Source organism: Bradyrhizobium sp. WU425, assembly GCF_021052305.1.
GTDB lineage: Bacteria > Pseudomonadota > Alphaproteobacteria > Rhizobiales > Xanthobacteraceae > Bradyrhizobium > Bradyrhizobium canariense_D.
This window is the reverse complement of sequence record NZ_CP088089.1, coordinates 2,535,789-2,560,433: the sequence shown is the minus strand read 5'-3', so window position 1 is coordinate 2,560,433 and position 24,645 is coordinate 2,535,789. Positions and strand designations below refer to the sequence as shown.

Here is a 24,645-nt window from a genome sequence, read left to right as displayed (position 1 = left end):
CCTTGTTTCGGTCTCGCGACCTCATGCGCTGGCAATGAGATGGGGCGGCGGTCGTTCCTGATCGATGCTGATGCATGCCCGTAGGAACGAACGATTCTTGCCCGTGTTGACCCCGCAGTTCATACGAAAGGCTTTTTGTTCATGGTCCAGGCTCTATCGCGGGAAACGGAGAAGGACGGCACCCGGAAGCTGATGATGGCGGGATCGCTGGCGTACGTTGATCGCGTGCCACCACACCGACAGATCGCAGAGAGGACAAGTTATGCCGAAAGCGAAAGCGCCTGAAAACGACCCGAGAGAAACACCGGTCGACGATCCGCGACAGCAGACGGATTTGCCAACCCACCGGCAGACGGACCAGCCTTGGCAGGGAAATCCCGAGAAGGAGCAGATCGACCCAAAGCGTCCCCCGATTGATCTGGAGCGATGGCAAAAGTCGAATACCCACTAGCTGCTACGCATGCACCTCGTTCACGCGTCGAGCTCATGGATGGTGGGCCGCAGGTCGCCGCCCTCATCGAGATCGAGCGTTGCCAGCGTGATCGGCAGCTTGAATCGCCTCGGACCGGCGCTTCCAGGATTCAGGAAAAGCACTCCGTTGATCGTGTTGACCTGCACCCGATGCGAATGTCCTGATATCACCACGTTCACACCGGTTGCCGCGGGGTCGATGGCGAGCGCCTTGAGATCGTGAAGGAGGTAGAAACAACGAGCGCCGAGGTGCACTGTTTCGATTTCGGGATAGCGCCTCGCCCAACTGCCGACATCGACGTTTCCCCTGATGGCGGTGACGGGCGCTATTCGGCAAAGCCTCTCCAGAACCTCCGGCGCGCCGATATCACCAGCGTGGAGGATATGCGACACCCCTGCAAGACGGCGTTCGGCCTCAGGTCTGAGAAGGCCGTGCGTATCCGAGATCACTCCGATCCTCAACGCCATGTCAGGCCGCGACTTCAGTGCAGGACATCCAGTGGCACTTTCCCGATCTCCTCACCCTGTTGGTTCGTGACCAGGATGGAAAAATGACGATTCCTGAGTTCGGGACGCTCCGCAAGGAGCCTCTTCGCGATCTCCTCGGCAACGTCCAGCGCCACGATGTCGTCGGGCAATTCAGCTCCTCCCTCGTCGGCGACGGTCTCGGAGTCGACCAGATCAAAATGATAGCGCGGCACGTGAACCCTCAATTCGTCGCAGGAACGCGCGATCTCGGGCCTTCGTTCCGGCGCTCGCACGTCAACGCCCGGCGTGTCCGCAGGAACCCTCAGGGTCATCGCGGCATTGCTGCTTTTTGGAGCCGACACATGCTCGGAGAGTTGCGCGTGCTTGCCCAGCCGGGCGCAATCATCGCCAGTCTCGCCGTCCTGTTGCTGATGGCCGCTGGCGATGCGGCGATCGTGATCGCCGTGAAGGGCTGGCCATTCTAGCCCGATGATTGATGTCGGACATCCTCTTCGGCCCATCGCTCCGATTAGCGGATAGGAACCTTTGTAGGCCTGCCCGGTTCCGCCTGTGAAGCGGAGTGCGACAAGGCGTCAATGCAGGTCTGGGTGCGAAGGGTTCTGGTGTTGTGCACGATCTGGCCGCTCACGGCGTGTGCGGGCCGGCAATCGGCGCTCGATCCGCAAGGGCTGCAATCCGGCCAGATCTTGCACACGCTGTTCATCTTCCTCGCTGTGTCGGCGGTCGTCTGGACCGCCGTCGTGATCGCGCTCTGCATCGGAATGATGCGGCGAAAACGTTCGGCTGATCGGCCGCTTGACCTTCACCAAGCCTTCGAGGAACGCTCCGGGCGCGTCATCCTCGCGCTTGGGATTGCGACCACCGCCGTCGTGCTCGGTCTCTCCCTGGTCAGCTATGCCGGTCAGCACACCGTCTTTGCCAAGAACGAGAAAGCCCACACGCTCAAGATCATCGGACATCAATGGTGGTGGGAGGTTCGCTATGAAGCCGACAGTCCGCACCAGAGTTTCGTGACGGCGAACGAGATCCGGATCCCGACCGGCCAACCGGTGAAGGTCGAGCTGGAATCCGCCGACGTCATCCACAGCTTCTGGGTGCCCAGCCTGACCGGCAAGATGGACTTGATTCCCGGTCAGAAGAACGAGCTGCAATTCACGGCAAAGAATGCCGGCGTCTATCGTGGACAATGCGCCGAGTTTTGCGGGCTTCAGCACGCCCATATGGCATTCGCCGTGATCGCGCTGCCGCCCGACGAGTTCGGCCGCTGGCGCGACCATGAAAACCAGAGCGCGAACAGCCCTACCGATCAACTCGGCAAGCAGGGCGAGGCTCTGTTCCGGGCGCGCGGCTGCGCACTGTGTCACAACATCAGCGGTACGATGGCCGGCGGGCAGCTGGGTCCGGACCTCACGCATATCGGCAGCCGCACCACGATCGCGGCGGGAACGTTGCCGAATAATTCGGCCACGCTCGGCGCCTGGATCGCCGATCCCCAGCACATCAAGCCCGGCAATCTGATGCCGAGGATGCCGCTGCAATCGGATGAAATGATCGCCATCATTCATTATCTGGAGCAGCTCAAGTGAGCATCGCCGCTGAACCAAATGAGTTGCGGGACGACGTCCTGAACGGCCTTCGACTTTCCACACAGCTGGAGAAAGTGTGGCGCACGCCGTCCGGCTGGATGGGCGCGCTGATGTCGGTCGACCACAAGGTGGTCGGCCGCCGTTACATCATCACGGCGTTCGTATTCCTGCTCCTCGGCGGCCTCCTCGCGGTCCTGATGCGCATTCAGCTGGCCGGGCCGGAGAAGACGTTTCTCTCGGCCGACAAGTACAATCAGGTTTTCACCATGCATGGCTCGACGATGATGTTCCTGTTCGCCGTGCCCGTGATGGAGGCGTTCGCCGTTTATCTCGTGCCGTTGATGGTCGGCACGCGGAACATCGCCTTTCCGCGACTGAACGCCTTCAGCTATTGGATGTTTCTGTTCGGCGGCTGCTTTCTCTGGATTTCCTTTGCGCTGAATGTCGGCCCGGACGTTGGCTGGTTTGCCTATGTCCCGCTCTCCTCGCTGCAATTTACGCCGACAAAGCGCCCGGATGTCTGGGCGCAAATGATCACCTTCACCGAGGTCGCGGCGCTCGCCGTCTCCGTGGAAATCGTCGTGACTGTGTTCAAGCTCCGCGCGCCCGGCATGACGCTCGACCGCATTCCCCTATTCGTCTGGGCCATGCTGGTGACGAGCTTCCTTGTAATGTTCGCGATGCCTTCGATCATGGTCGCATCGACGTCACTGATTCTGGATCGCCTCGTCAACACGCGCTTCTATGATTCCTCCTCGGGCGGACATCCCCTGCTCTGGCAGCATCTGTTCTGGTTCTTCGGCCATCCCGAGGTCTACATCATCTTCATCCCGGGCACGGGAATGGTCTCGGCGATCCTCGCGACGTTCGCCCGACGGCCGGTGATCGGCTATCCCGTGGTGATCCTCTCGTTGATCGCGACCGGCTTCCTGTCGTTCGGTCTCTGGGTCCACCACATGTTCGTCACGGGCCTGCCCCAACTCGGCGCGGCCCTGTTCACGGCCTCCAGCATGCTGATCGCGGTGCCGAGCGGGCTGCAGATCTTCTGCTGGCTGGCAACGCTCTGGGACGGGCGTCCGGTCTACCGGACCCCGCTGTTGTTCGTGATCGGCTTCATCGTGATCTTCGTGCTCGGCGGGCTGTCCGGCGTCATGGTCGCCTCGGTCCCGATCGACACCCAGGTGCACGACACCTATTTCGTCGTCGCCCACTTCCATTATGTCCTGATCGGCGGCGCTGTGTTCCCGCTGGTCGGCGCGGTCTACTACTGGTTTCCCAAGATCGCCGGCCGCATGCTCAGCGAGCGACTCGGGCGCTGGAATTTCTGGCTCGCCTTCGTCGGCTTCAACGTCGCCTTCTTCCCGATGCACATCCTCGGGCTGATCGGAATGCCGCGCCGGGTCTACACCTACACCGCCGACATGGACTGGGCGCACCTGAATCTCGTGTCCAGCGGTGGTGCTCTCATTTTCGCGCTCAGCTTCGCGTTGCTTCTCGTCAATGTGATCTACAGCCTGCGCAAGGGCGAGCTCGCAGGCGACAATCCCTGGGATGCCTCGACGCTGGAATGGGCGACGTCATCGCCGCCCCCGCCGCAGAACTTCGACCGCATTCCGGTGGTCAAGCACCGCGATCCGCTGTGGGCCGATAGCGAGAGCCTGCCCGTGGTCGCGGGTCTGAGCGCCGAGCGGCGCGAGGTCCTGCTGACCTCGCTCGCGGAAGCTGAGCCGCAGATCCGGGAGGCTTCGCCCGAACCCAGCATCTGGCCGCTGCTCACAGCTATCGCGACGACAGTGTTCTTCATCGGCTCGATCTTCACGCCCTGGGCCGTGCTCTGGGGCACACCACCGATGGCCGTGACGTTGATCGGCTGGTTCTGGCCGAGCGGCAGCAAGGAGGACGAGGAGTGAGACAGACTATCGTCCGCAATGTCGCTGAACTGCCGACTTACGGCTATGGCCCGCGCAGCGGACCGTGGTGGGGCGCCATGGGCTTCATGGCGCTGGAGGGCATGGGCTTTGCCATTGCCATCGGTGCCTATCTCTATCTCTACGCCGTCAACCCAACTTGGCCGATTGGCGCCTCGCCGCCCGATCTCTGGCCAGGCACAGCCGAAGTCGTGGTCTATCTGCTGAGCATCATCCCGAACGAGATCACCAACCGCGCCGCGCACCGCCAGGATCTCGCGAAGGTGCGGACCGGCCTCGTCGTGATGGCCCTGATCGGGATCGCCCTGCTGGTGCTGCGCGGCTTCGAGTTCGCGCATCTCAACACCCGCTGGGACAATTCAGCCTACGGCTCGATCGTATGGCTCATTCTGGGGCTGCACACGACCCACCTTGCCACCGATGTCGGCGACACGGTCGTGCTGGCGGTGTTGATGTTCACGCGCCATGCGCAACCGCGCCGGTTCAGCGACGTGACCGACAACGTGTTCTACTGGAACTTCGTCGTGCTCGCCTGGCTGCCGCTCTATGTCTTGCTCGATTGGGTGCCACGCCTATGACCGCAGCCGACGGACATTCCAGACTACTTTACTGGGCCGGCGTTGCGCTCGGGCCCATCGCGTGGGCCATCAACTTGCAGGGCGTCTATGTGCTCGCGCACTTCTCCTGCGAACAGACCAGGATCAGCGGCGCGATCATGAGTGCGGCTCTCGCTATCGTCGCTCTCGCAGGCACTGTCATTTCAGCCCGCGCCGTTCGGCGCGGCGCGGGGGCTGAATGGGCCGATGCGCGGGGTGGCGGACCACGAACGTTCATGGCCTGGCTCGGCGTCGGCTCCGGCGTGCTGTTTTCGCTGGTGATTGCGAACCAGTTCGCCGCCTCGCTCATGATCAGCCCATGCCTGCGCTGAGCTTTGCAGCACTGCTGCTCGCGCTGCTCGCGGCGCCGGCCGATGCGCACGGACTATCGGAGGTCGATTCCGGTTCGCTGTGGAGCTACGATCCCTGGCTCATGGCTCCGCTCTATGCCGTCGGTATCGGCTTCTATGTCGGAACGCAGCGGCTCTGGCATCATGCGGGTGGCGGCCGTGGCGTCAGCTTCCGCCAGGTGGCCGCGTTCTGGACCGGATGGCTGGTGGCCGCACTTGCCGTGACCTCGCCGCTGCACTGGCTCGGCGAGCGTCTGTTCACCGCGCACATGGTCGAGCACGAACTGCTGATGGTGGTCGCGGCACCGCTGATGGCGTTCGCCCGGATCAATGGCCCGCTGCTGTGGAGCCTGCCAGCCCGGCTGCGCCCGGCCGCAGGTCGCGTGCTCAATTGGCCGATCCTGGCATGGCCGTGGCGGTTTGTAGGCCACCCCATGAGCGCGACCATCCTGCACGGCGCAGCGCTCTGGGTCTGGCATGCACCGCCTTTATATGCGTGGGCGCTCGAGAACACGGCGATCCATCGTCTCCAGCACATCAGCTTCTTCGCGACTGCGCTGTTGTTCTGGTGGGTGCTGCTGCATGGCCGCGGTCAGGGCCGTAGCACTCGAATTCGCGACGGCATCGCTGTCGCGTGCCTGTTCATCACCATTTTGCATTCCGGCGTGCTCGGAGCTCTGCTGACCGTGTCGCCGCGGCTGTGGATCCCAGGCCAGGGCGCCCTCGCCGGGGAATTCGGCCTCTCGGCACTCGAGGACCAGCAACTCGCCGGCATCCTGATGTGGGTGCCCATGGGCATACTCTACACGGGGGCTGCGTTGTTTTTTGCTCACCGGTGGCTGACTGCGAACGGCGGCCATTCCCGCCTGCCGCTCCTTCAACATCCGGGCTGAGCGACGCTGCATAGGAACCGCAACTTCTCTTCGAACGTTCGCCTGCCGACTGCGACACTCCACGGAGGCCACATGGAAAAACGATCCGTCAGGGCGGCAACGGCTATCTTCACCGCAGCACTCTTGACGCCTGCAGTCTTGAACGCGCAGGACCAACCCCAGCCAGGGATGTCGTGCCCGGTCGATCATGACAAGCTCGCCGATATCCTCAAGAAGAGTGTCAAGCCGGGCGGCGGCCCAAGCAACGGAGGTCTCGACAACAACGAGTGGGCTGCCGTCGTCAATCGGCAGGGCATCGTCTGCGCAGTTGCCTATAGCGGCGGCAAGGTCGACGACCAGTGGCTCGGCAGCCGGGCCATCGCGGCCGAGAAGGCCAATACGGCGAATGCGTTCAGCCTAAAGGACAAGGCGATGGCGACGGCCAATCTCTATGCCGGGGCGCAGCCCGGCGGGTTCCTATTCGGCGCGGCACTCGGCAACCCGCCGTTCCCGGAAGCCTTGTACGCCGGATCTCCGGACAGCTTCGGCACGGCCAGCGATCCAATGGTGGGCAAGCCGATCGGCGGCACGATCGTGTTCGGGGGAGGGCTGGCGCTCTATGACGGCAACGGCATCACGGGCGCGCTGGGCGTCAGCGGCGACAGCTCCTGCGCCGATCACAACGTGGCCTGGCGCGTGCGTCACCAGCTCGGGCTCGACCGCGTGCCGGCCGGCGTCAGCCCCAACATGAAAGACGCAATCATCTATGACATCGGACCCGACGGCAAAAGTCCGTCTGGATTTGGCCACCCCAAGTGTAACGGCAAGGAAGATCAGATCGCAGTTGACCTCGGCGCCGGCGTGTCCGGCAACGTCGTGAGATAGCTCGTCGTCGGTCACACCTCTTTGGAACCAAGCGAAGTCGGAACGTTTGTAGGTTCGTAAACCGGCCTGCAACGGCGCACGGCCTCGTCACTGCCGTGGAGATCTTTACATATGTTAGTGCGTGGTCTCACGCGTTTGCTGGGCCGACTTCCAGGCTTCCTTTGTGCCCTTTGCGCGTCCTGCGCGTTGCTGTCGTCCGCCTCGGCACAGACCGATCTTGCCAGCCGCATGAAAGATCCAGGCCAATGGCCGATGGCGGCGCGCGATTACGCCAACACCCGCTATAGCAACCTTGATCAGATCAACACGTCCAATGCATCGCGCCTCCAGCTTGCATGGACGTTCTCGGTCGGTGCCGATCGCGGCCAGGAGGCGGCGCCGCTCGTGGTCGATGGCACCATGTATGTGGTCGGCCCTTATGCTGGCCCCTACCCCAACCGTGTGTTCGCACTCGATGCCACGAGCGGTGAATTGAAATGGTCCTACGCGCCAAAGCCTGAACCGGCAGCCGCGGGCGTTGCCTGCTGCGACGTGGTCAATCGCGGACTCGCCTTCGACAACGGCAAGGTCTTCCTCAACACGCTTGATAACCACACGGTCGCGATCGACGCCAAGACCGGCAAGGAGCTGTGGCATACGAAGCTCGGGGAGATCAACAAGGGCGAGACCATCACGATGGCTCCCGTCGTGGTCAAGGGCAAGGTGCTCGTCGGCAACAGCGGCGGCGAGATGGGCGTGCGCGGCTGGGTCACCGCGCTCGATGAAAACACCGGGGCCATTGCGTGGCGCGCCTACGCCACGGGCCCGGACAAGGACGTGCTGATCGGCGACGACTTCAAGCCGTTCTACGACAGTCTCAAGGGCAAGGATCTCGGCGTGAAGACGTGGCCGGCCGACCGCTGGCAGGTCGGCGGCGGCACGATGTGGGGATGGATCTCCTACGATGCCGAACTCAATCTGATCTACTACGGCACAGCCAATCCGAGCCCATGGAACGCCAACCAGCGCAGCGGCGACAATCTCTGGAGCACCACAATCTTTGCCCGCGACCCGGACACCGGCCGCGCCAAATGGGCTTACCAGATCAACCCGCACGACCTGTTCGACCACGACGAGATCAACGAGAATGTGCTCGTCGATCTCGAACTGAATGGACAGCCGCGCAAGGTGCTGATCCACCCGGGCCGCAACGGCTATATGTACGTGATGGATCGGGCGACCGGCGAAGTCATCTCGGCGGACGCGTTTGAATTCGTCAATGCCTATAACGGCGTCGATCTCAAGACCGGCAAGATCATCCCCAACGAGGAGAAGACGCCGCTCGCCGGCAAGACCGTCGAGAACATCTGCCCGGCCGCGCCGGGCGCCAAGGACTGGCAGCCAACCGCCTGGTCGCCCCGCACCAAGCTGCTCTACGTGCCGCATCAGCATCTTTGCATGAACTTCAAGGCATCGCAGGTCGGCTATATCGCAGGCACACCTTATGTGGGCGCCGATGTCGACATGTATGCAGGCCCCGGCGGCCACCGCGGCGAATTCATGGCGTGGGATCCCGTCGCGCGCAAGAAGGTCTGGGAGATCCACGAGAAGCTGCCGGTCTGGAGCGGCGCGCTGGTTACGGCAGGCGACGTCGCGTTCTACGGCACCATGGATCGGCTGTTCAAGGCCGTGGATGCCAAGGACGGGCATGTCCTCTGGCAATTCCGCGCCGGCTCCGGATTCATTGGCCAGCCGATCTCCTATCGCGGCTCCGACGGACAGCAATACATCGCGATCCTGTCGGGCGTCGGCGGCTGGCCGGGTGTGGTGGCCAACGCCGAGGTCGATCCGCGGGTGCGCAACGGCGCGCTCGGTTTTGTCGGTGCGACCCAGGATTTGCCGTTCTACACCGCGGGCGGGAGTGAGCTGCTGGTGTTCAAACTCGGCGGCGCGAATGGTGAGGACACCAGCCATGCGCCTTCGAAATAGTTATCCCGGCATCGCTCTTGGTTTTCTGGTCGGGCTTGCAACCACGGCGGCGGCAGCGTCGGATCGCGAGCTTCGCGTCTGTGCCGATCCCAACAATCTGCCTTTCTCGAACAGCGCCGAAGCAGGATTCGAGAACAGGCTCGCGGCCATGGTGGCCGAGCATTTCGGCCTGCAGGTCTCCTACACCTGGTGGGCGCAGCGCCGCGGCTTCATCCGTAACACGCTGAAAGCCGGCAAATGCGACGTCGTCATGGGCGTGCCGTCCGGCTATGATCTCGTCGAGACGACGAAGCCGTATTATCGCTCGAGCTACGTGTTCGTCACGCGGCAGGACCAGCACCTCGAGCTTTCGTCCCTGCTCGACCCACGCTTGCATCACCTCGCAATCGGCGTGCATCTGATCGGCGATGACGGCAACAATCCCCCGCCGGCGCAGGCGCTCGGCGAACAGGGCATCGTCGACAACGTCCGCGGCTACTCGATCTACGGAGATTATCGCGAGGCCAATCCCCCGGCGCGCCTGATCGAAGCCGTCGAAAGCGGCAGCCTCGATGTCGCCGCAGCCTGGGGTCCGCTCGGCGGATATTTCGCCCAGCGCTCTCTCGTCCCCCTGACGGTCATGCCGATCCGGGATTACGAGCGCTTTGCACCTCAGCAGTTCCAGTTCGCCATCGCGATGGGCGTGCGCAAAGGCGACGACGCCTTGCGCGACCGACTGAATGCATTCATCGACGAGCACCGGTCCGAGATCACTTCGCTGCTGCTCAGTTACGGCGTTCCGCTGGTGGACCAACCGGCTATGGTATCGGGAGGACATGAGTGATGTCTGCTCCAGTGCTGCGCGCAAGCGCCCTATCACTACTGCTGGCGGTCCTGCCGAATGGCGCGGGGCTGGCCCAGCAGACTTTGCCGCAGTCGCAGGAGGCGCAGATGCCGACGCTGTCTCCGCGCCCGAACTTCGGTGGCAGCGTCGGCAATGGCAGGCCCGGCGTCTTCATGCAGGTCCCGGTCAGTCACCTCCATCCCGGCGCGCAGCCGGACCCGCCGCAGATCAAGAACCCCGTGCAGGGCGATCCCAATGCGGAGCAGCGCGGGATGACCTACTACGTCAACTTCAACTGCGTCGGCTGCCACGCGCCAAATGGCGGCGGCGGCATGGGTCCGGCACTGAGCAACAACAACTTTACTTACGGCTCGCAGCCAGAGAACATTTTTCTCTCGATCTACCAGGGGCGGCCGAATGGAATGCCGGCCTGGGGCGGCGTGCTGCCCGACAGCGTGATCTGGGATCTCGTCACCTATATCGGCAAGATCAGCAACGAGCCGAGCCACCAATGGGGCCGAACCTTTTCCGCGAATCTGCCTTCGCCCGAAGTCGAGCAAGTCCCGAGCGAGCAGGTCTCGACGACCGATCCCTGGTCTGCCACCAAGTCTTTCAATTTCGGCCAGAAGCCCTGATCGCCGGGAAGCAGCGATGGCAAATCCGATCACGAGATTGCTAGTCACCGCGCTGCTGGCTACCACAGGCGCCGCCTGCAAGGCTGCGGGCCCGGACAACTTCACCGGCGACGCGCGTCGTGGCGCCGACCTCGTCAAGCAGTATCACTGCGGCGGCTGTCACGATATTCCCGGCATTGCCGGCGCCGAAGGCAATGTCGGCCCACCCTTGCATCGGATCGGCACGCGGACCTACATCGCCGGCTACATCCAGAACTCGCCGGACAACATGGCTGATTGGATCGAGGATCCACAGCGGGCGTTGCCGGGCAATGCCATGCCGAGAATGGGCATCCCGCAGAAGGACGCGCGGGACATCGCGGCGTTTCTCTATACGCTGAAGTGACCATCATGCCTCCCATGCATCGTTCAATGAATTGGCTCCGTGACGCGCCATTGCTGGCCATCACCATTGTGCTCGTCGCCATCATGGGACTGGGCCTCCTCGCGGGCGGTGCCTGGCTCGCGGCCCTCGGTGGCTCCGTCTACTATCTGATCGCGGGCGTCATGCTTCTGCTCACGAGTTGGCTGCTCGCGCGCCGTCGTGCCGAGGCGCTCTGGATCTATGCCGCGCTGCTGGCGGGAACGATGGCCTGGGCGATCTGGGAAACGGGCTTCGATTTCTGGTCTCTGGCGCCGCGCGGCGACGTGCTCGTGCCGCTTGGCCTGTGGCTGATACTGCCCTTCATTGCCTCCCGCCTGGGGCCTCGCTTGCGCGCGGCGCGATGGGCGCTTGGCCTTGTGTTGGTCGCCGCAGCCATCGTCGTCGGCATGTCCCTGACGAGCGATCGCCGCGATCTTGCCGGCACGATACCTGAGGGCGAAACAACGGGGGCCATTGCGTCTCCCGAACCGGAGCAGCCCGCTGCCGGCCAGAACTGGACGGCCTACGGCGGCAGCGGCTTCGGTACGCGCTTCTCGTCGCTGAGCCAGATCACCAAGGACAACGTCAAGGACCTCAAGCTCGCCTGGGAATTCCGCACCGGCGATCACAAGGGCCCGGACGATCCCGACGAGATCACCAACCAGGCGACGCCGCTCAAGGTGGGCGATCTGCTCTACACCTGCTCGCCGCACCAGATCGTGTTCGCGCTCGAAGCCGCGACCGGAAAACTGCGCTGGAAGTTCGATCCGCAGGTGCAGCACAACAAGGCCTTCCAGCACATGACCTGCCGCGGCGTGTCCTATCACGCGACCAAACCCGGCGCGATAACTGCCGACGGCACGCCGGCCCCGAGCGATTGTGCGGGGCGCATTTTCATACCGACCAACGACGGACGGATGTTCGCGCTCGATGCGCAGAGCGGCGTGCCTTGCCAGGATTTTGGCAATCAGGGACAGATCGATCTCAAGCAGGGCAGCGAGATCCAGACACTCGGCTTCTACGAGGGCACCTCGCCGCCCGTCGTCACGGACAAGTTGCTGATCGTCGGCGGAGCGGTGATCGACAACTATTCCGATCGCGTGCCGTCGGGCGTGATCCGCGGCTTCGACATCTATTCAGGACGGCTGATCTGGGCATTCGATGCCGGCAATTCCGATCCGAACGAGATGCCCTCGGCCTCGCATCATTTCACGGCCGGCTCACCCAATTCGTGGAGCATTTCCGCGGTCGACGAGAAGCTCGGACTGGTCTATGTGCCGCTCGGCTCGAGTTCTCCGGATATTTGGGGCGGCGGCCGTTCGCCCGAGAACGAGCGCTACGATTCGGCATTGATTGCCCTCGATCTCATGACCGGGAAACTGCGTTGGTCGTTCCAGAACGTGCACCACGATCTCTGGGACATGGATATGCCGTCGCAGCCCAGTCTGGTCGATTTGCGCCTTAACGGCGGCGTGACGCCTGCGATCTACATCCCGGCAAAGACCGGCGACATCTTCGTGCTCGACCGCCGCGACGGGCGTCAGCTGGTGCCCGCACCGGAGAATCCGGTGCCGCAGGGCGCCGCGAAGGGAGACCGGCTGTCGCCGACCCAGCCCTTCTCGGAGTTGAGCTTTCGCCCGCCCGGCATGCTGACCGACGCGCAGATGTGGGGCAGCACGATGTTCGACCAACTCGCCTGCCGGATCAAGTTCAAGCGCCTGCGCTATGAGGGGCCGTTCACGCCGCCGTCTGAGCAAGGCACGCTGGTGTTTCCAGGAGACTTCGGCATGTTCGAATGGGGCGGCATTGCCGTCGATCCGCAACGCCAGATCGCGATCGCGAACCCTCAATCGATTCCCTTCGTCTCGCGTCTCGTGCCGCGCGGGAAAGACAATCCGGCAGCGCCGAACGCGGCGCATCCGCCGGGAACCGAGCTCGGCGTGCAGCCGATGTACGGCGCCCCCTATGGCGTCGACCTCGGCATTTTCCTCTCACCGCTCGGCATCCCCTGCCTTGCCCCGCCATGGGGCAACATCGCCGCGATCGATCTCAAGTCGCACAAGGTGGTCTGGCAGCATCGCATCGGCACGATCCGCGATCAGGCCCCGCTGCCGCTGCCATTCAAGCTCGGCGTTCCCATGCTGGGCGGTCCGATCGTCACCGCGGGCGGCGTCGTCTTCATCACGGGAACGATGGATGACTACATCCGCGCGTTCGACGTTCGCGATGGCAGACGGCTTTGGCAGGACCGCCTTCCTGCCGGCGGCCAGTCGACGCCGATGACCTATGAGGCCAACGGCAAGCAATATGTCGTCACGGTCGATGGCGGCCACGGCTCGTTCGGAACTAAACTCGGCGATTACGTGCGGGCCTACGCGCTGCCGTGATCTGCCTCGGCAGGACATGCTTGTGCTTGGCGACGCCTTGTCCCGATCTGCCAGCGCGACGCGCAACTGCTGAAGCCAGGAGAGCCACGCCCGCAGCTAGTCCCAGCGCCGCGAGCCCCTGACTGATGACCCCGGCAGGTGGGAGCTGCTTGCGTGACAGCCAACCGCCATCGATTGACGTGCCCTGCGGACCAGCTTCGATCATGGTGCCCTCGCTGCTCTTCGCCGGGCGCGCGCGCGACAGCAGGTAGCGGAAGGCAACCCCCAGGATGTTCTCGGTAATCTGCGGAGCCATCGCGTAGGCAATTTGGCCGGCACGCGCCGGCCAGCCCACGGCGACCTCATCTTGGGGTGCGCGGACGAGGCTCACGAACGTCTCGGCAACGTCCTCCGCCTGATACAGCAGCGGACCGGGATCGAGCGTCCGGCCGGACATGTTGGCGCCGTGGACGAAGCCCGGCGTGTCGACCATGGCCGGGAAGACGCCGCAGACATGGATGTTGCGATGAGCCCTGAGCTCCTGACGCAGGCTCGCGGTGAAGCCCCGAAGGCCGAATTTGCTCGCTGCGTAGGCCGCAGCAAAAGGCGTCGGAGCCCAGCCGCCGAGCGAGATGTTGTTGATCAAGATACCGCGGTTCTGGCGCAGGAAGATCGGAAGCACCGCGAAAGCGCCATGCATCGTGCCGAGGAGATTGACCTCGATCGTTCGGCGATGAAGTGCGATATCCGCGTCCTGATAGGCCCCGAAAACGCCGGTGCCGGCGTTGTTGATCCAGACGTCGATGCCACCGAGCGCGTCTTCCGCCTCTCGGGCCAGCCGCTGCACCGCCTCGGCATCGGTGACATCGGTCGGGATTGCCAATGCGCGGCCTCCGAGCGCCTCGCATTCCGCGGAGAGGTTCGTCAGGACTTCGGCACGGCGTGCCGCCAGGACCACGCTTGCGCCCTTTCCGGCGAAGGCCAGCGCCGCAGCACGCCCGATTCCGCTCGAGGCACCGGTTATGACGACGCGCGTGCCAGTCATTTGCCGCGGCTCGGATCCGGAGTCGCCCGCCGGAAGCAGCCAGTGCAGGGATCGCCGGAGACGCTCGGTTCCGTCCGCTTCGAACCAGTCGCCATGCGCGAAGATCACCCGCTCCGGCGACAGCCGTATGAGCCGCTCGGCTGCCGACCGCACGGAACGGCCGCCGAGGCGCAGCAGCAGTCGCAGATAGACCGGCGCCGTTCCGTTTGGCTTGGAAATGCCGAGGAGGTTTGCCGCGGCCTCGTTTGACGCGCTGAGATCATTGGGATCGAGATTTTGCACCAGATCCGTCAGGATCAGTGTCCGGCTGCGCTTGTCGAACAGCTCGATCTCGGAGAACATCGGCGCGTTCACCGAGACGGCTTCGAGGTCGGCCCTCCATTCCGCAGGCGTCGCCTCTCCAAGCTCGCGGTCGATGTGGATCCGTGCTGCTCGAACTTGCCGACGCGCCGAAAGGCCGCGCGCCGCGAAAGTCGTCGCCTGTGGCAGCTCTCTCTGCCAGTCGGACAGGAACATCCAGTGCGCGATATTCGGCGCGAGCAAGTACCTTATGGTCCCTAGCCGCTCCAGCTCACCACGGAGAGCCGGCGAATATCTCACCGGCGAATGCAGCACGAGATCGCCGTTCGAGAGCCGAATGACGGTCATGCGCACCGGAAGTTTCAGACCGGCAGCGCTGATCGGGGCATCGTCCACGACCCAGATATCGTCCGTCGCTCGCGACAAACGGGCCGTCGACAAGGTGGCGTCGGAACTTTGCATGAGCGTCTTCCATCACAAGGCGTTTGCTCAAGCTTCGGGAGCGACGCTCGTTCCTCGCTAGGACGCCCGAGCCTGCATGCGGGCATTGCGTCGGCGACGGCGCGCGGCGAGTCGTCCTCGGATCCTCTCCGCCGGAATGTGCCGCGAGACCGCCGGGCCAAGCTCTGGTTCTGAGGGAGGTTGTTGGGTGGCAATCGGCGCTTGGTCCGGACGAGCTTCCATCAGACCGAGCACGGCGCGGCCCTTGGCCGTGATGCGCCACCCGCCATTTGTCCGGTCGATCAGCCCTTGCGAAAAGATGTCCAGCCCCGGCACCCGCCCGGCGAGCCGCCGGGTGCGCTCGGTCCAGTCGCGACCGCTGGTCGCCAGAATGGCCATATCCCGCTTGAGATCCTCCATGGCGGCGAACCCATCCGGGTAGCTCACCAGGATCTTGAGGACCGTCACGTGGAAATTCACCCCTGCCCCCACATGACCATCATCACATCGTCGGGACTTCTGAAAGGGCATTGCGGGCCGCTAGTTTGAGACGATCCGCAGAGATGTCGCCCCTGCTTGCAGTCTCCAGAAGCTTCGAGGCTACGCGAGTCCTGGCGCCGATCTCACAGCGTGGAACAGCTTCACACACCTCGTCCAGAACGGTGCGCAACAACGCCTTGGTCGCGGTATCGATCATGGAAAGCCCCGGCGGAAAGGTTCACGGTAGGGCAATCGCTCCGGCCAGGGATTCAACATTGTTAATGATCTTAAAATTTCGCTGCCTGGCCACTGCCAGCTTGGCGATGTCTTGGGCCTGCTGTGCGCGACCTTGCGGACTCCTGCTCGGCATTGCTCGTGAAATCGGGGAACCTCCGTCGTCGGCCAATCGTTCGCATGCCATGGAGATTGTCGTTTTCGCGGTCCTCGTCCTCCTGGAGCTTCGCATTCTCGCGGCTGATTCCGCCCGAGCTTTGCTTCGTCGCTTCACCCTCTTGTCCAAGAGGGCGCAGGGAAGGCCGGGTGCCGGCTGGCACCCGCGGTCCGCTGCGCGAAAAGCACACGCAGGAAAACCGCACAGCAGCATACAGGTGTAGCCAATCACTCGGCCTTCCCTGCGCGATGGTTGGACGGCTTATGCCGTGCTCTCCCGGGAGCCGAGTTCCTGCTGGCCTCCCTCACCCCTGCGAAAGTCACCGGCACCGCGCCGGTTGACGCAGATGCCGCATCCGCAAGAGCTTGACCGTAGCAACGACGGCCAGGACCACACGGTTTTGCCGTACGCACGGCCCGCCATTTCGCCGCAGTTTTCCCAGCCCTGTCGACCGAGCCGGAAACTTACAGACGAGACGAAGCCTAGCAGCGCCGCTCGTCGGAACGCAGCCTTGGGCTCACGGAGAGCAATCCGCCCTGCCCTTGGCCTCTCGCACCCGAACGCTACCGCGTCCACCGCAAGCCCGGCTCGCGAACATGACGACCACAAGATCGCCCCTCAAGGATGAGCCGGGATGGCCAACATATACGCCGTTTCCGAATTTCGGTAAAGCGGGATATATTTGTGGAGAGGGGTTGACGGGATGGCGGGTGTTTTGCCCGACGGGCAGTCCTCCCATTCAACCTGCCACGGCCCTCTAGTCAAGCGACGCGCCTGCTCCGATGGAGAAGGCGAGTTCACCCTCTATCCACCACGCACTCCGCACCATCAATAACATAGGCTGCGTGACGAAAATCCCTGATGGTGGCGAGCTTGCCGGCGGACCAGTCGAGAAGCATGAAATATTTCGCCCGCCCGGCCGGCTTATTCGGATCGAACACGAGGATCGCGGGACGTCCCTCGACCTGCCCCGTCACCAGGTGCCAGTCGCTGTTCTTCGAATAATTGCCGAAATAGTTCGACACCTCGGCCTTGCCTTTCAGCCTGGTACGGTTGACGAGCTCGAGCCTGACGTCGTCGGCGATCATGGCGCGGATCGCGTCGAAGTCGCGGGCATTGAAATGGCCGACATAGGCGTTGAGTCGCGTGCGATCTGCTTCCGACAGGCCCGGCTGCGGCACATCGTCGGGCTCTCCGGCGAACTCCCGCAGCTGCGTGCGTCCGCGATGCAGCGCGGCCTTCACCGCCGGCAGGCTGAAATCCATGATGTCGCAGACCTCGGCAAGCGAGCAGCCGAGCACGTCCATCAGGATCACGCTGGAGCGCTGCGCCACCGGCAGCCGCATGAAGGTGCGAAGGCTGGTCGCGGCGATCTGGCGGCTTTCCACATCATCGAGCTGGTCGGCAATCATCTCCACCTCCTCAGCCGAGTGCAGCGCCTCCTGCCGGTTGCGGCGACGCAGGAAATCCAGCGCGGTGTTGTGCGCGATGCGAAACAGCCAGCCCTCCGTATTGACGGGCGTGACCGATTGCAGCGCTTCCATCGCCTTGATCAGCGCATCCTGCAACACATCCTCACCGTCGATGACCGAGCCGACCATGCGGGCGCAGTAGCGATGCAGTTTCGGCCGCATCCGCGCCAGCAGGGCCTCGGTATCGATGGTGGCCAGCGGGTCTGGCGCCATTGCTCCTCCGCTTCGCTTGTTCAGGACTCGTCCAGCATACGATAGTTGCCGACGATCCTCACATCACGAACCAGCGGCGGCTCCGTGCAGCGGTCGCGGATGCCGTCCTGGAACGTCTGAAATGCCTTGAGTTTCGGAATCGGGCTCGAGCCGTTTTCGGCCGCGGCCTCGACAAGATGGATGAAGGTGTCGTCCTCCAGCCGTAGCGTCAGGTAGCGCACGCCGTCCGGGCCGGCCGCCTTCAATTCGGCAAATACGGCCGAAACCAGCTCGGCATTCCGATCGGCCAGCTCCGGCCTGGCCTTGTACCTGATCAACGTCCTTCTCATCGCGCGCTCCTTGCTGATGTCGCGACCTGGTTCGCTCAAAATCGGGCAAATGGCCGCATCACCCCTAGGACGTTTGCCGGCAGGCGAAGGATGCGGCCCGGAACAAATTATTATTGGGCGCATCCTTTGCCGCTCAGCCCTCGTCTAGCCCGCAGAACGCGCCGCGACAGGCTGGCGCGACACACGGAGACAGGGCGATGCAGACCCCGATCAATCGCGCCGCGCAGAACTGGGTGCTCGGCGTCACCGCGCTGGCATCCTTCATGATGGCGCTCGATGCCATGATCATCACGACAGCATTCGCGACCATCCGCGCCGAATTCGGCAGCCCGGTCGAGACGCTGCAATGGACCGTCAACGCCTTCAATCTGACCTTTGCCGTGCTGCTCCTGACCGGCGCCGCACTCGGCGACCGCTTCGGTCGCCGCCGGATGTTCGCGGCCGGGCTCGCCATGTTCGTCGTTGCATCGGCGGCCTGTGCGCTCGCAGGCAATGCCACCGCTCTGATCGCCGCCCGCGCGCTGCAGGGCGCCGGCGCCGCGCTGGTGATGCCGCTGGCAATGGCGATCCTGAGCGGCACGTTCGGCCGCGAGGAGCGCGCCCGCGCGCTCGGCATTTTCGCCAGCATCACCGGCTGCGCGCTGATCATCGGCCCCACCATCGGCGGCTTCATTACCGAACATTTCGGCTGGCGCTGGGTGTTCTGGATCAACCTGCCGATCGGCCTGATCGCGATCGCCCTGGTACTGGCACGCTTGCGCGAAAGCTTCGGCCCGGCCGCCGCATTGGACATCCCCGGACTGGCGCTTGTCGCGCTTGCGGCGCTGGCGTGGGTGTGGAGTCTGTTGCGCGGCAACGCCGTGGGTTGGGCGAGCGCCGAAATCATGGCCGCGCTGATGGCAGGCCTGGTGTTCACAGCCGGCTTCGTTCTCTGGGAATTGCGCGCGACCGCGCCAATGGTGCCGATGCGGCTGTTTGCATCGCGGGCGCTTGCCTCCGGCATGTCCGCCAGCGTGCTGTTCTACGCCGCGATGTACGGCGTCTTGTTCCTGCTGCCGCAGTTCCTCCAGACCGCGCTGGGCTTCGACGCCTTCGGCGCCGGACTTCGCCTGCTGCCCTGGACCGCGACGCTGTTCGTCACCGCCCCGATCGCCGGCGCGGTCGTCAACAGGTTCGGCGAGCGGCCGCTAGTGGTGACGGGATTGCTGATGCAGGCGATCGGACTTGGGTGGATCGCGGAGCTCGTGAGCTCTGCGGTTACCTACTCCGCCCTGGTCGCGCCGCTGGTGCTGGCCGGCGTCGGCGTCTCGATGGCGATGCCGGCAGCACAGAACGCCATCCTGAGCTCGGTCGCGGTGGCCGAAATGGGCAAGGCGTCCGGCATCTTCAACATGGGACGCTTCCTCGGCGGCATGTTCGGCGTCGCCGCGCTGGTGGCGAACTTCTCGGCGCATGGCGGGGTCGATTCGGCCGCTCATTTCGAGAGCGGATTCGCCGCGGCGATGAGCCTTGCCGCAACGCTGTCGCTGGGCGGCGCGATTGCCGGGTGTTTCCTGCCGGCACGGCGGCGGACCGCTGGAGCAGCCGCGCCGCAGGATGCGTGACACTGACAGCCGTCATCAAAGCCGGAGGCGAGATGATCGCTTCGCGACCAAGTGCTGGCCTTCAATGATCGGCTAGCCGGCAGAATACCGGTTGCAGTTTCGACCACGTCCGCCGCCGCGCCCAAGGCACTGTCAGGGCGCGGCCCGGCCTTGCGGACGATGCCGGCTGCGCGATCGGACTCGCACTGGAGCTCTTCGCGGGTAACGATCCCGGTTGGCCCTGTGGCCGCGTCGACATCGACCGCGGCGACGCCCCCCGGCAGCGCCTTGACGTCGCTCCCCGATCACCTGCCCCGGCGAACAAGCGAATGCGCACGGGGCCGCGACGCCTTGGAGAAATTCTCTGGTTGGCGAAGCTATCGAGGCACGAAACCGAGAGATACTCGGTGATCTTCTCGGGCTCTAGGAGCCCGAGCTGGAACGAATGCGCAAAGACGGGGTCATCTAGCCCGTTGGGCAGCATCCTGTGACGATACCAACCGATTTTGCAGCAACGGTCCCCTGCGGCGACGGGGCAGAAATAAAGGAAAGTCGCGCAGCAATCCGACCGCAAAACCTCCGACAACAAAACGTCGCGCGAGACCCGTTTTGTTCTCAGCGACCCTTCTCGTCAGTTCTTGAAGAAGAGGGCTTATGCTTGGTGGGCGCACCAGGGCTCGAACCTGGGACCCGCAGATTAAGAGTCTCATCTTTCACAAGAACTTTCAGCTACTTAGCTATAAAACGCCGTCACAACAGCACTATCGAAATCAACAGGTTACAGACGAAATGTAAATTGCTCGGCGGCGCCTTCTGTACCTGCGACCCCTGCGTCCCGAACGCAGTGAACATCTTCTAAGTTGTTGATCTTTCTCTCATCGGCAGGTGCTTCCGTCCCGTTTTGTTCACGCTAGTTTCACCCAATTCGTTGCGTTTCGTTGCGGCGGCGGCGAGGGATAACGGCGCTCGGCGCGTCAGTGGGATCTTGGACTTGCGGCGGAGCAGCCGAGGCCTGCGAGGGTAAGCGTATTAGATTATGCGGTGATCTGTCGGGGGTTCGAGTCACTAAGGTGCTACCGTCTTTCCCCACACCAACCAGACCTGCGATATCTGATCCGATCCTTCGCGTGAGGCAGTTCATGGGCCTCGCACGATGGTCTGCACGGGTTGAACCATAATGGGCACGCACAGCAAACGGTCGCTGCCGTAGATGCTCGACACCCGGGCGCCACCGAAGTGCCGCCTACCGCGCGACACACGACACAACGACCCGGCAGAAATTGAAGGTGAAGCGTCCGTAGAGAAAGCCGCTTCCTGGCTCCAGTGCAGCCAGGCGATACGAATTGCCGAGAGCGCGGATAATCTCGACCATTTCCATGAATTCATGGTGCGTCAGCGCCGGGTAACGAAGCATGACATCGCGACACTCTCGAATGACATCGTCGCGGGCAAGTTCGGCAAGCCCTCCGTCAGCAACGCACGTCATATGCGCAAGGCCGCCTCGGGGTTGTTCAACTGGGCGGCTGAAGCGGGCCGCGACTATGTGACGGCCAGCCCCTGCGGACAAACTAAAACACCTGCACTAAGCCGACGTGCCCGAAATCCAACGACGGACGATCTGAATCGCGACGATTACGAGGAACGGTCGAAACAGAGTGCCACGATCACGTGGCAGAGCGGACGCTGAATCGGTAAACCGCCGAGGTCTGCTTAGGCCGGCGGCTCCTCCACCGCGTCTTCAATTAGCTTGGCGGGCCTCGATCTCACCTCTTTCAATGGTGAGCGTCACGTCGGCAAAGGTTTCGAGCAGCTTTGGATTCGACTCGGTGATCAGCAGCGTAATGTCCTTATCCTGCAAACGAAGCCGCCGGAGTGCTTCCGCATATCGCTGCGCTAACACAGGCGCGAGACCCTGAAATGGCTCATCCAGGATAAGCAGCCGGGTACCAAGCATAAGCGCCCTCCCAAGCGCCACCATCTTGCCTTGGCCGCCCGAGACCGATCCCGCCGGACGTTTGGCAAGCTCTTTGAGTTCCGGCAGCACCGAATACGCTCGCTCTAGCCGCCGCCGCGTCTCGTCCGGATTCAGCTTGGCGACACGACCGGGAAGCAAAATATTTTCTTCGACGGTGAAGGCGGAAAACAGACGCCGGTCCTCAGGCGCGTAGCCAAGACCCAGCGACGGCCGGCGATGCGGCGCGATCGCTCCAAGATCTTCGCCGCCCAGACGAACGGTGCCGCTCGCTTTTGTGAAGCCCATGATAGTGCGCACGGTCGTGGTCTTGCCGGCGCCGTTTCGCCCGATAAGCGCTGCGCTCACACCCGGCAGCAGCGAGAAACTCACATTTCGCAACACAGGCGCGTCAGCAATCGCGACGTTGACATTCTCGAAACTCAGCATCGGTGTCATATCCCGATCACCTGTTCCCGGACCTTCGGGTCCGCCAGAACCTCAGCCGGCGTCCCAACCATCTGGATCTTGCCGACATTCCACACGGCGACGCGGTTGGCATAGCGCTCCACCATATCCATGTCGTGCTCGACGAAGACCGAGGTGACTTTCTCCTTTGCCAGCGCCGTGGTTAGAATGTCCATGATGGTGAGTTTCTCTGATGACGCGACGCCCGAAGTCGGCTCATCCATCAGGAGGAGCTTTGGCTTCAGCGCGAGCGCGAGTGCAATATCGACCAGCTTGCGTTGCCCTTCGGGCAGTTCGCGCGCCGTTCGTTCCGCATACGATTTGACACCGACGAGATCCAGCAGCCGCTTCATTTCCGGCACTTCCGGCATGAGAGAAAGAGCCTGGAAACCAGACGGACGGCCTCGCAGGGAGGCGGCCGCGATCAACATGTTCTCCATCACGGTCTGGTCGAGGAACAGCTGTGGTATCTGGAAGGCGCGGGCAATGCCGAGCCTGGTGATCGTACGTGGCAGCTGCGCGGTGATGTCGTGGCCGAGAAAGATAACGGTGCCGGCTTGCGGCCGAAGATAACCGGTCGAGATGTTGAGGAACGTCGTCTTGCCGGCCCCGTTCGGCCCGATGATGGCAAGGTTTTCGCCTTCCAGGACGTCGAGGTCGATGCCATCGGCGGCGATGACGCCGCCGAACCGGATCTTGATGTTCTTGGCAGAAAGCAGGACGTTGGCCATTAATGCCCTCCCCGCCCGGATTGACCGTAGCGCTGGCGGAGGCCGATAAGGCCGTTCGGCGCGTAAAGAATGATGACGACCAGCACGACGCCGAGAATGAGCTGCCAAGAATCCGCCAGATGCGCCGCGGCATAGAACCGTACGCATTCGAACATCGCCGCGCCTGCAAACGCACCGAAAGCATGGGCGCTGCCACCGAGGATCGCGATGAACACGAACTCGCCGGACTTGGTCCAGAAGCCGAATTCGGGGGTCGCGATCTGCTGAATGATCGATACCAGAGTGCCGCCTATGCCGCCGAGAAATGCGGAGAACACGTAGCCGATGAGCAGCACGCGCCGCGCCGACATGCCAAGATATTCGAGCCTGGTTTCGTTAGATTTCATTGCCCGCAACATGTGACCGAGCGGGCTGTCGAGATAGCGTTGCACGCCGTAGAAGGCAGCAATCGCGACCAAAAGGCTCACGTAGAGAATAACGTATTGGAACGTCTCCGGCGTGAACGAAAATCCAAACAAGCCAGGACGGGCGACCCGGATGCCGTCCGCGCCGTTAGTGTAGTGGAACATTTTCTCGAGCAGCGACCACAAGACCATGGAGAATGCCAGGTTCAGCATTCCAAAGAAAATTTCCCTGTAGCGAATCACGAACAGGCCGACGATCAGGCCAAAAACGGTAGAGGTTATGCCTCCCAGCGCGAGAAAGATCAGGATATCGCCGCCGCCGATGTACTTGCCCCAGAACGCCGCGGTATAGGCGCCGGTGGCGAAGAACATCGCGTGTCCGAACGATACTTGTCCCGCCTGCAGCAACAGGACGATGCCGAGCACCACGATGCCCTTGGCGAGGATGAGCGCGAATAACGTCGCCCAGCTCGCGACGAAGAGCGGCAGTACCGCGCTGGCCAGAAACAAGATGATTGCGACTGCCGTGATCGGCTTGATACGGCCCGCCATCAGATTTTTCTCATCTGCACCGTACCGAACAGTCCGAACGGACGCACCAGAAGCACCAGTACCATCAGCAGATAGGGTACGAGAACTTCGAACTCCGGCTGCAGATAGATGACGAAGGCGCGCGTCAAACCGATCATAAGGGCCGTAAGGGCGGTGCCCTCGATCTGCCCCAGACCCGCAGTGGCTGCCACCGCGAACGAGAGCACGATCATGTCCGCGCCCATGCCGGGCACCAGCGACGTGGTCGGCGAAGCAAGCGCGCCGCCGAGCGCCGCCAGGCTCGCCCCGATGATGAACGTAATAGAGTAGACGCGTTGGGCGTCGATGCCGATGGCGGTTGACGCCTCCCGATCCTCGGTTACTGCTAGAATCACGGCTCCCGCAAGAGTTTTCCGCAAGAAGTAACGCAGTCCGAACAGCGTCGCGACTGCCACGCCTGGAAGCAGGACGACCTGGTAGGACGTATAGTTCACGCCGAATACGCTGATGTTCGGCAACAGCTTCAAGGGCTCAGCAGCGAAGATGGGCTGCACGCCCCAGATCAGACGCTGCAGATTGTCCATGATCATGAAGGCCGCGAAGGTGATCAGGAGCTGCAACACGTCGTCTCGTCCGTAAAGCGGCCGCAACAGGAAGCGCTCGATGAAACCGCCGCACACAAACCCTATGACGATGGAGGCAACCAGCAATGCGGGATAGGTAAGCCACGGCGACACCTGCGCAATCACGAGGCTCAACGTCGCGGCGAGATAGGCGCCAAAGGCATAAAGCGACCCGTGCGCGACATTCACCACGCGAAGCACACCGAAAATCAGGCTCAGCCCGACGGAAACCAGGAACACCAAGGCGGCGTAACTGATCCCGTCAAGGACGGCCAATATGGCGAGAGTCGAATTCATGGAGACCTTCAGGA

The 24,645-nt window shown here is 63.1% G+C and carries 26 protein-coding genes; 15 read left to right on the top strand and 11 right to left on the bottom strand.

Features of this window, described 5'->3' with window-relative positions; all coding sequences use genetic code 11:
* Positions 1–262: 262 nt before the first annotated feature.
* Entirely contained in the window at positions 263–451 is a 189-nt protein-coding gene (locus BcanWU425_RS12140; protein WP_083926604.1) for a hypothetical protein, read from the top strand.
* A 20-nt stretch (positions 452–471) separates the two neighbouring features.
* On the opposite strand, the gene BcanWU425_RS12135 is transcribed toward BcanWU425_RS12140, so the two are convergent.
* A complete protein-coding gene (locus tag BcanWU425_RS12135; protein ID WP_204511972.1) occupies positions 472–939 on the bottom strand; it encodes a metallophosphoesterase family protein in 468 nt (155 codons plus the stop codon).
* Between the two features lie 14 nt (positions 940–953).
* Positions 954–1,271 carry a DUF6894 family protein gene (locus tag BcanWU425_RS12130; protein ID WP_231190486.1) on the bottom strand — a complete coding sequence of 106 codons (318 nt, stop codon included), beginning with the start codon at positions 1,269–1,271 and terminating at the stop codon, positions 954–956.
* Positions 1,272–1,301: 30 nt separating this feature from the next.
* On the opposite strand from BcanWU425_RS12130, the gene BcanWU425_RS37395 reads away from it, so the two are divergent.
* From BcanWU425_RS37395 to BcanWU425_RS12075, 12 genes are all read left to right on the top strand, one after another.
* Positions 1,302–1,424: a hypothetical protein gene (locus BcanWU425_RS37395; RefSeq protein ID WP_018460395.1), complete on the top strand. Its 123-nt coding sequence runs from the start codon at positions 1,302–1,304 to the stop codon at positions 1,422–1,424.
* A gap of 123 nt (positions 1,425–1,547) precedes the next feature.
* Positions 1,548–2,546, top strand: coding sequence for a cytochrome c oxidase subunit II (gene coxB / locus BcanWU425_RS12125; protein ID WP_231190484.1), 999 nt, complete (start codon positions 1,548–1,550; stop codon positions 2,544–2,546).
* Entirely contained in the window at positions 2,543–4,456 is a 1,914-nt protein-coding gene (ctaD, locus tag BcanWU425_RS12120) for a cytochrome c oxidase subunit I (RefSeq protein WP_204511974.1), read from the top strand. Before coxB ends, ctaD begins: the two co-directional genes overlap by 4 nt.
* A complete protein-coding gene (locus BcanWU425_RS12115) occupies positions 4,453–5,052 on the top strand; it encodes a cytochrome c oxidase subunit 3 (protein WP_204511975.1) in 600 nt (199 codons plus the stop codon). Before ctaD ends, BcanWU425_RS12115 begins: the two co-directional genes overlap by 4 nt.
* Entirely contained in the window at positions 5,049–5,402 is a 354-nt protein-coding gene (locus BcanWU425_RS12110) for a hypothetical protein (RefSeq protein ID WP_204511976.1), read from the top strand. The genes BcanWU425_RS12115 and BcanWU425_RS12110 overlap by 4 nt, the downstream gene beginning before the upstream one ends.
* A complete protein-coding gene (locus BcanWU425_RS12105) occupies positions 5,390–6,313 on the top strand; it encodes a cytochrome c oxidase assembly protein (protein WP_204511977.1) in 924 nt (307 codons plus the stop codon). The genes BcanWU425_RS12110 and BcanWU425_RS12105 overlap by 13 nt, the downstream gene beginning before the upstream one ends.
* Positions 6,314–6,385: 72 nt before the next feature.
* Positions 6,386–7,177, top strand: a complete 792-nt coding sequence (locus tag BcanWU425_RS12100) for a GlcG/HbpS family heme-binding protein (RefSeq protein WP_204511978.1) — start codon at positions 6,386–6,388, stop codon at positions 7,175–7,177.
* A gap of 111 nt (positions 7,178–7,288) precedes the next feature.
* On the top strand, positions 7,289–9,145 hold the full coding sequence (locus tag BcanWU425_RS12095) for a PQQ-dependent dehydrogenase, methanol/ethanol family (protein ID WP_204511979.1): 1,857 nt from the start codon (positions 7,289–7,291) through the stop codon (positions 9,143–9,145).
* Complete coding sequence (locus BcanWU425_RS12090) at positions 9,129–9,968, top strand: substrate-binding domain-containing protein (RefSeq protein ID WP_085348952.1); 840 nt, start codon at positions 9,129–9,131, stop codon at positions 9,966–9,968. Before BcanWU425_RS12095 ends, BcanWU425_RS12090 begins: the two co-directional genes overlap by 17 nt.
* On the top strand, positions 9,968–10,603 hold the full coding sequence (locus BcanWU425_RS12085) for a c-type cytochrome (protein WP_204511980.1): 636 nt from the start codon (positions 9,968–9,970) through the stop codon (positions 10,601–10,603). The genes BcanWU425_RS12090 and BcanWU425_RS12085 overlap by 1 nt, the downstream gene beginning before the upstream one ends.
* A 16-nt stretch (positions 10,604–10,619) precedes the next feature.
* The gene (locus tag BcanWU425_RS12080; protein WP_018460405.1) at positions 10,620–10,988 is read left to right on the top strand and encodes a c-type cytochrome; all 369 of its coding nucleotides are present in this window, start codon (positions 10,620–10,622) and stop codon (positions 10,986–10,988) included.
* A gap of 26 nt (positions 10,989–11,014) precedes the next feature.
* The gene (locus tag BcanWU425_RS12075) at positions 11,015–13,393 is read left to right on the top strand and encodes a glucose/quinate/shikimate family membrane-bound PQQ-dependent dehydrogenase (RefSeq protein WP_204511981.1); all 2,379 of its coding nucleotides are present in this window, start codon (positions 11,015–11,017) and stop codon (positions 13,391–13,393) included.
* Here BcanWU425_RS12075 and BcanWU425_RS12070 read toward each other — a convergent pair.
* From BcanWU425_RS12070 to BcanWU425_RS12050, 5 genes are all read right to left on the bottom strand, one after another.
* Positions 13,353–15,179, bottom strand: coding sequence for an SDR family oxidoreductase (locus tag BcanWU425_RS12070; RefSeq protein ID WP_204511982.1), 1,827 nt, complete (start codon positions 15,177–15,179; stop codon positions 13,353–13,355). The two genes, BcanWU425_RS12075 and BcanWU425_RS12070, sit on opposite strands and share 41 nt — an antisense overlap.
* Before the next feature lie 57 nt (positions 15,180–15,236).
* Complete coding sequence (locus BcanWU425_RS12065; protein ID WP_377791641.1) at positions 15,237–15,638, bottom strand: hypothetical protein; 402 nt, start codon at positions 15,636–15,638, stop codon at positions 15,237–15,239.
* 22 nt (positions 15,639–15,660) lie between these two features.
* A complete protein-coding gene (locus tag BcanWU425_RS12060; RefSeq protein ID WP_018460409.1) occupies positions 15,661–15,855 on the bottom strand; it encodes a hypothetical protein in 195 nt (64 codons plus the stop codon).
* A 971-nt stretch (positions 15,856–16,826) separates the two neighbouring features.
* A complete protein-coding gene (locus BcanWU425_RS12055; RefSeq protein WP_018460410.1) occupies positions 16,827–17,714 on the bottom strand; it encodes a sigma-70 family RNA polymerase sigma factor in 888 nt (295 codons plus the stop codon).
* A 20-nt stretch (positions 17,715–17,734) separates the two neighbouring features.
* The gene (locus BcanWU425_RS12050; RefSeq protein WP_204511983.1) at positions 17,735–18,043 is read right to left on the bottom strand and encodes a hypothetical protein; all 309 of its coding nucleotides are present in this window, start codon (positions 18,041–18,043) and stop codon (positions 17,735–17,737) included.
* A 197-nt stretch (positions 18,044–18,240) separates the two neighbouring features.
* Here BcanWU425_RS12050 and BcanWU425_RS12045 point away from each other — a divergent pair, with 197 nt between their 5' ends.
* Together BcanWU425_RS12045 and BcanWU425_RS12040 are read left to right on the top strand one after the other, a co-directional pair.
* Positions 18,241–19,647, top strand: a complete 1,407-nt coding sequence (locus tag BcanWU425_RS12045; RefSeq protein WP_204511984.1) for a DHA2 family efflux MFS transporter permease subunit — start codon at positions 18,241–18,243, stop codon at positions 19,645–19,647.
* 1,189 nt (positions 19,648–20,836) lie between these two features.
* The gene (locus BcanWU425_RS12040) at positions 20,837–21,313 is read left to right on the top strand and encodes a hypothetical protein (protein ID WP_231190480.1); all 477 of its coding nucleotides are present in this window, start codon (positions 20,837–20,839) and stop codon (positions 21,311–21,313) included.
* 51 nt (positions 21,314–21,364) lie between these two features.
* Here BcanWU425_RS12040 and BcanWU425_RS12035 read toward each other — a convergent pair whose 3' ends face one another.
* From BcanWU425_RS12035 to BcanWU425_RS12020, 4 genes are read right to left on the bottom strand one after another with little or no spacing between them, the layout of a single operon-like run.
* A complete protein-coding gene (locus BcanWU425_RS12035; RefSeq protein ID WP_018460415.1) occupies positions 21,365–22,036 on the bottom strand; it encodes an ABC transporter ATP-binding protein in 672 nt (223 codons plus the stop codon).
* Entirely contained in the window at positions 22,033–22,776 is a 744-nt protein-coding gene (locus tag BcanWU425_RS12030; protein ID WP_204511985.1) for an ABC transporter ATP-binding protein, read from the bottom strand. The genes BcanWU425_RS12035 and BcanWU425_RS12030 overlap by 4 nt, the downstream gene beginning before the upstream one ends.
* Complete coding sequence (locus tag BcanWU425_RS12025) at positions 22,776–23,732, bottom strand: branched-chain amino acid ABC transporter permease (protein WP_204511986.1); 957 nt, start codon at positions 23,730–23,732, stop codon at positions 22,776–22,778. Before BcanWU425_RS12025 ends, BcanWU425_RS12030 begins: the two co-directional genes overlap by 1 nt.
* The gene (locus BcanWU425_RS12020; protein ID WP_018460418.1) at positions 23,732–24,631 is read right to left on the bottom strand and encodes a branched-chain amino acid ABC transporter permease; all 900 of its coding nucleotides are present in this window, start codon (positions 24,629–24,631) and stop codon (positions 23,732–23,734) included. The genes BcanWU425_RS12025 and BcanWU425_RS12020 overlap by 1 nt, the downstream gene beginning before the upstream one ends.
* Between the last annotated feature and the right edge of the window lie 14 nt (positions 24,632–24,645).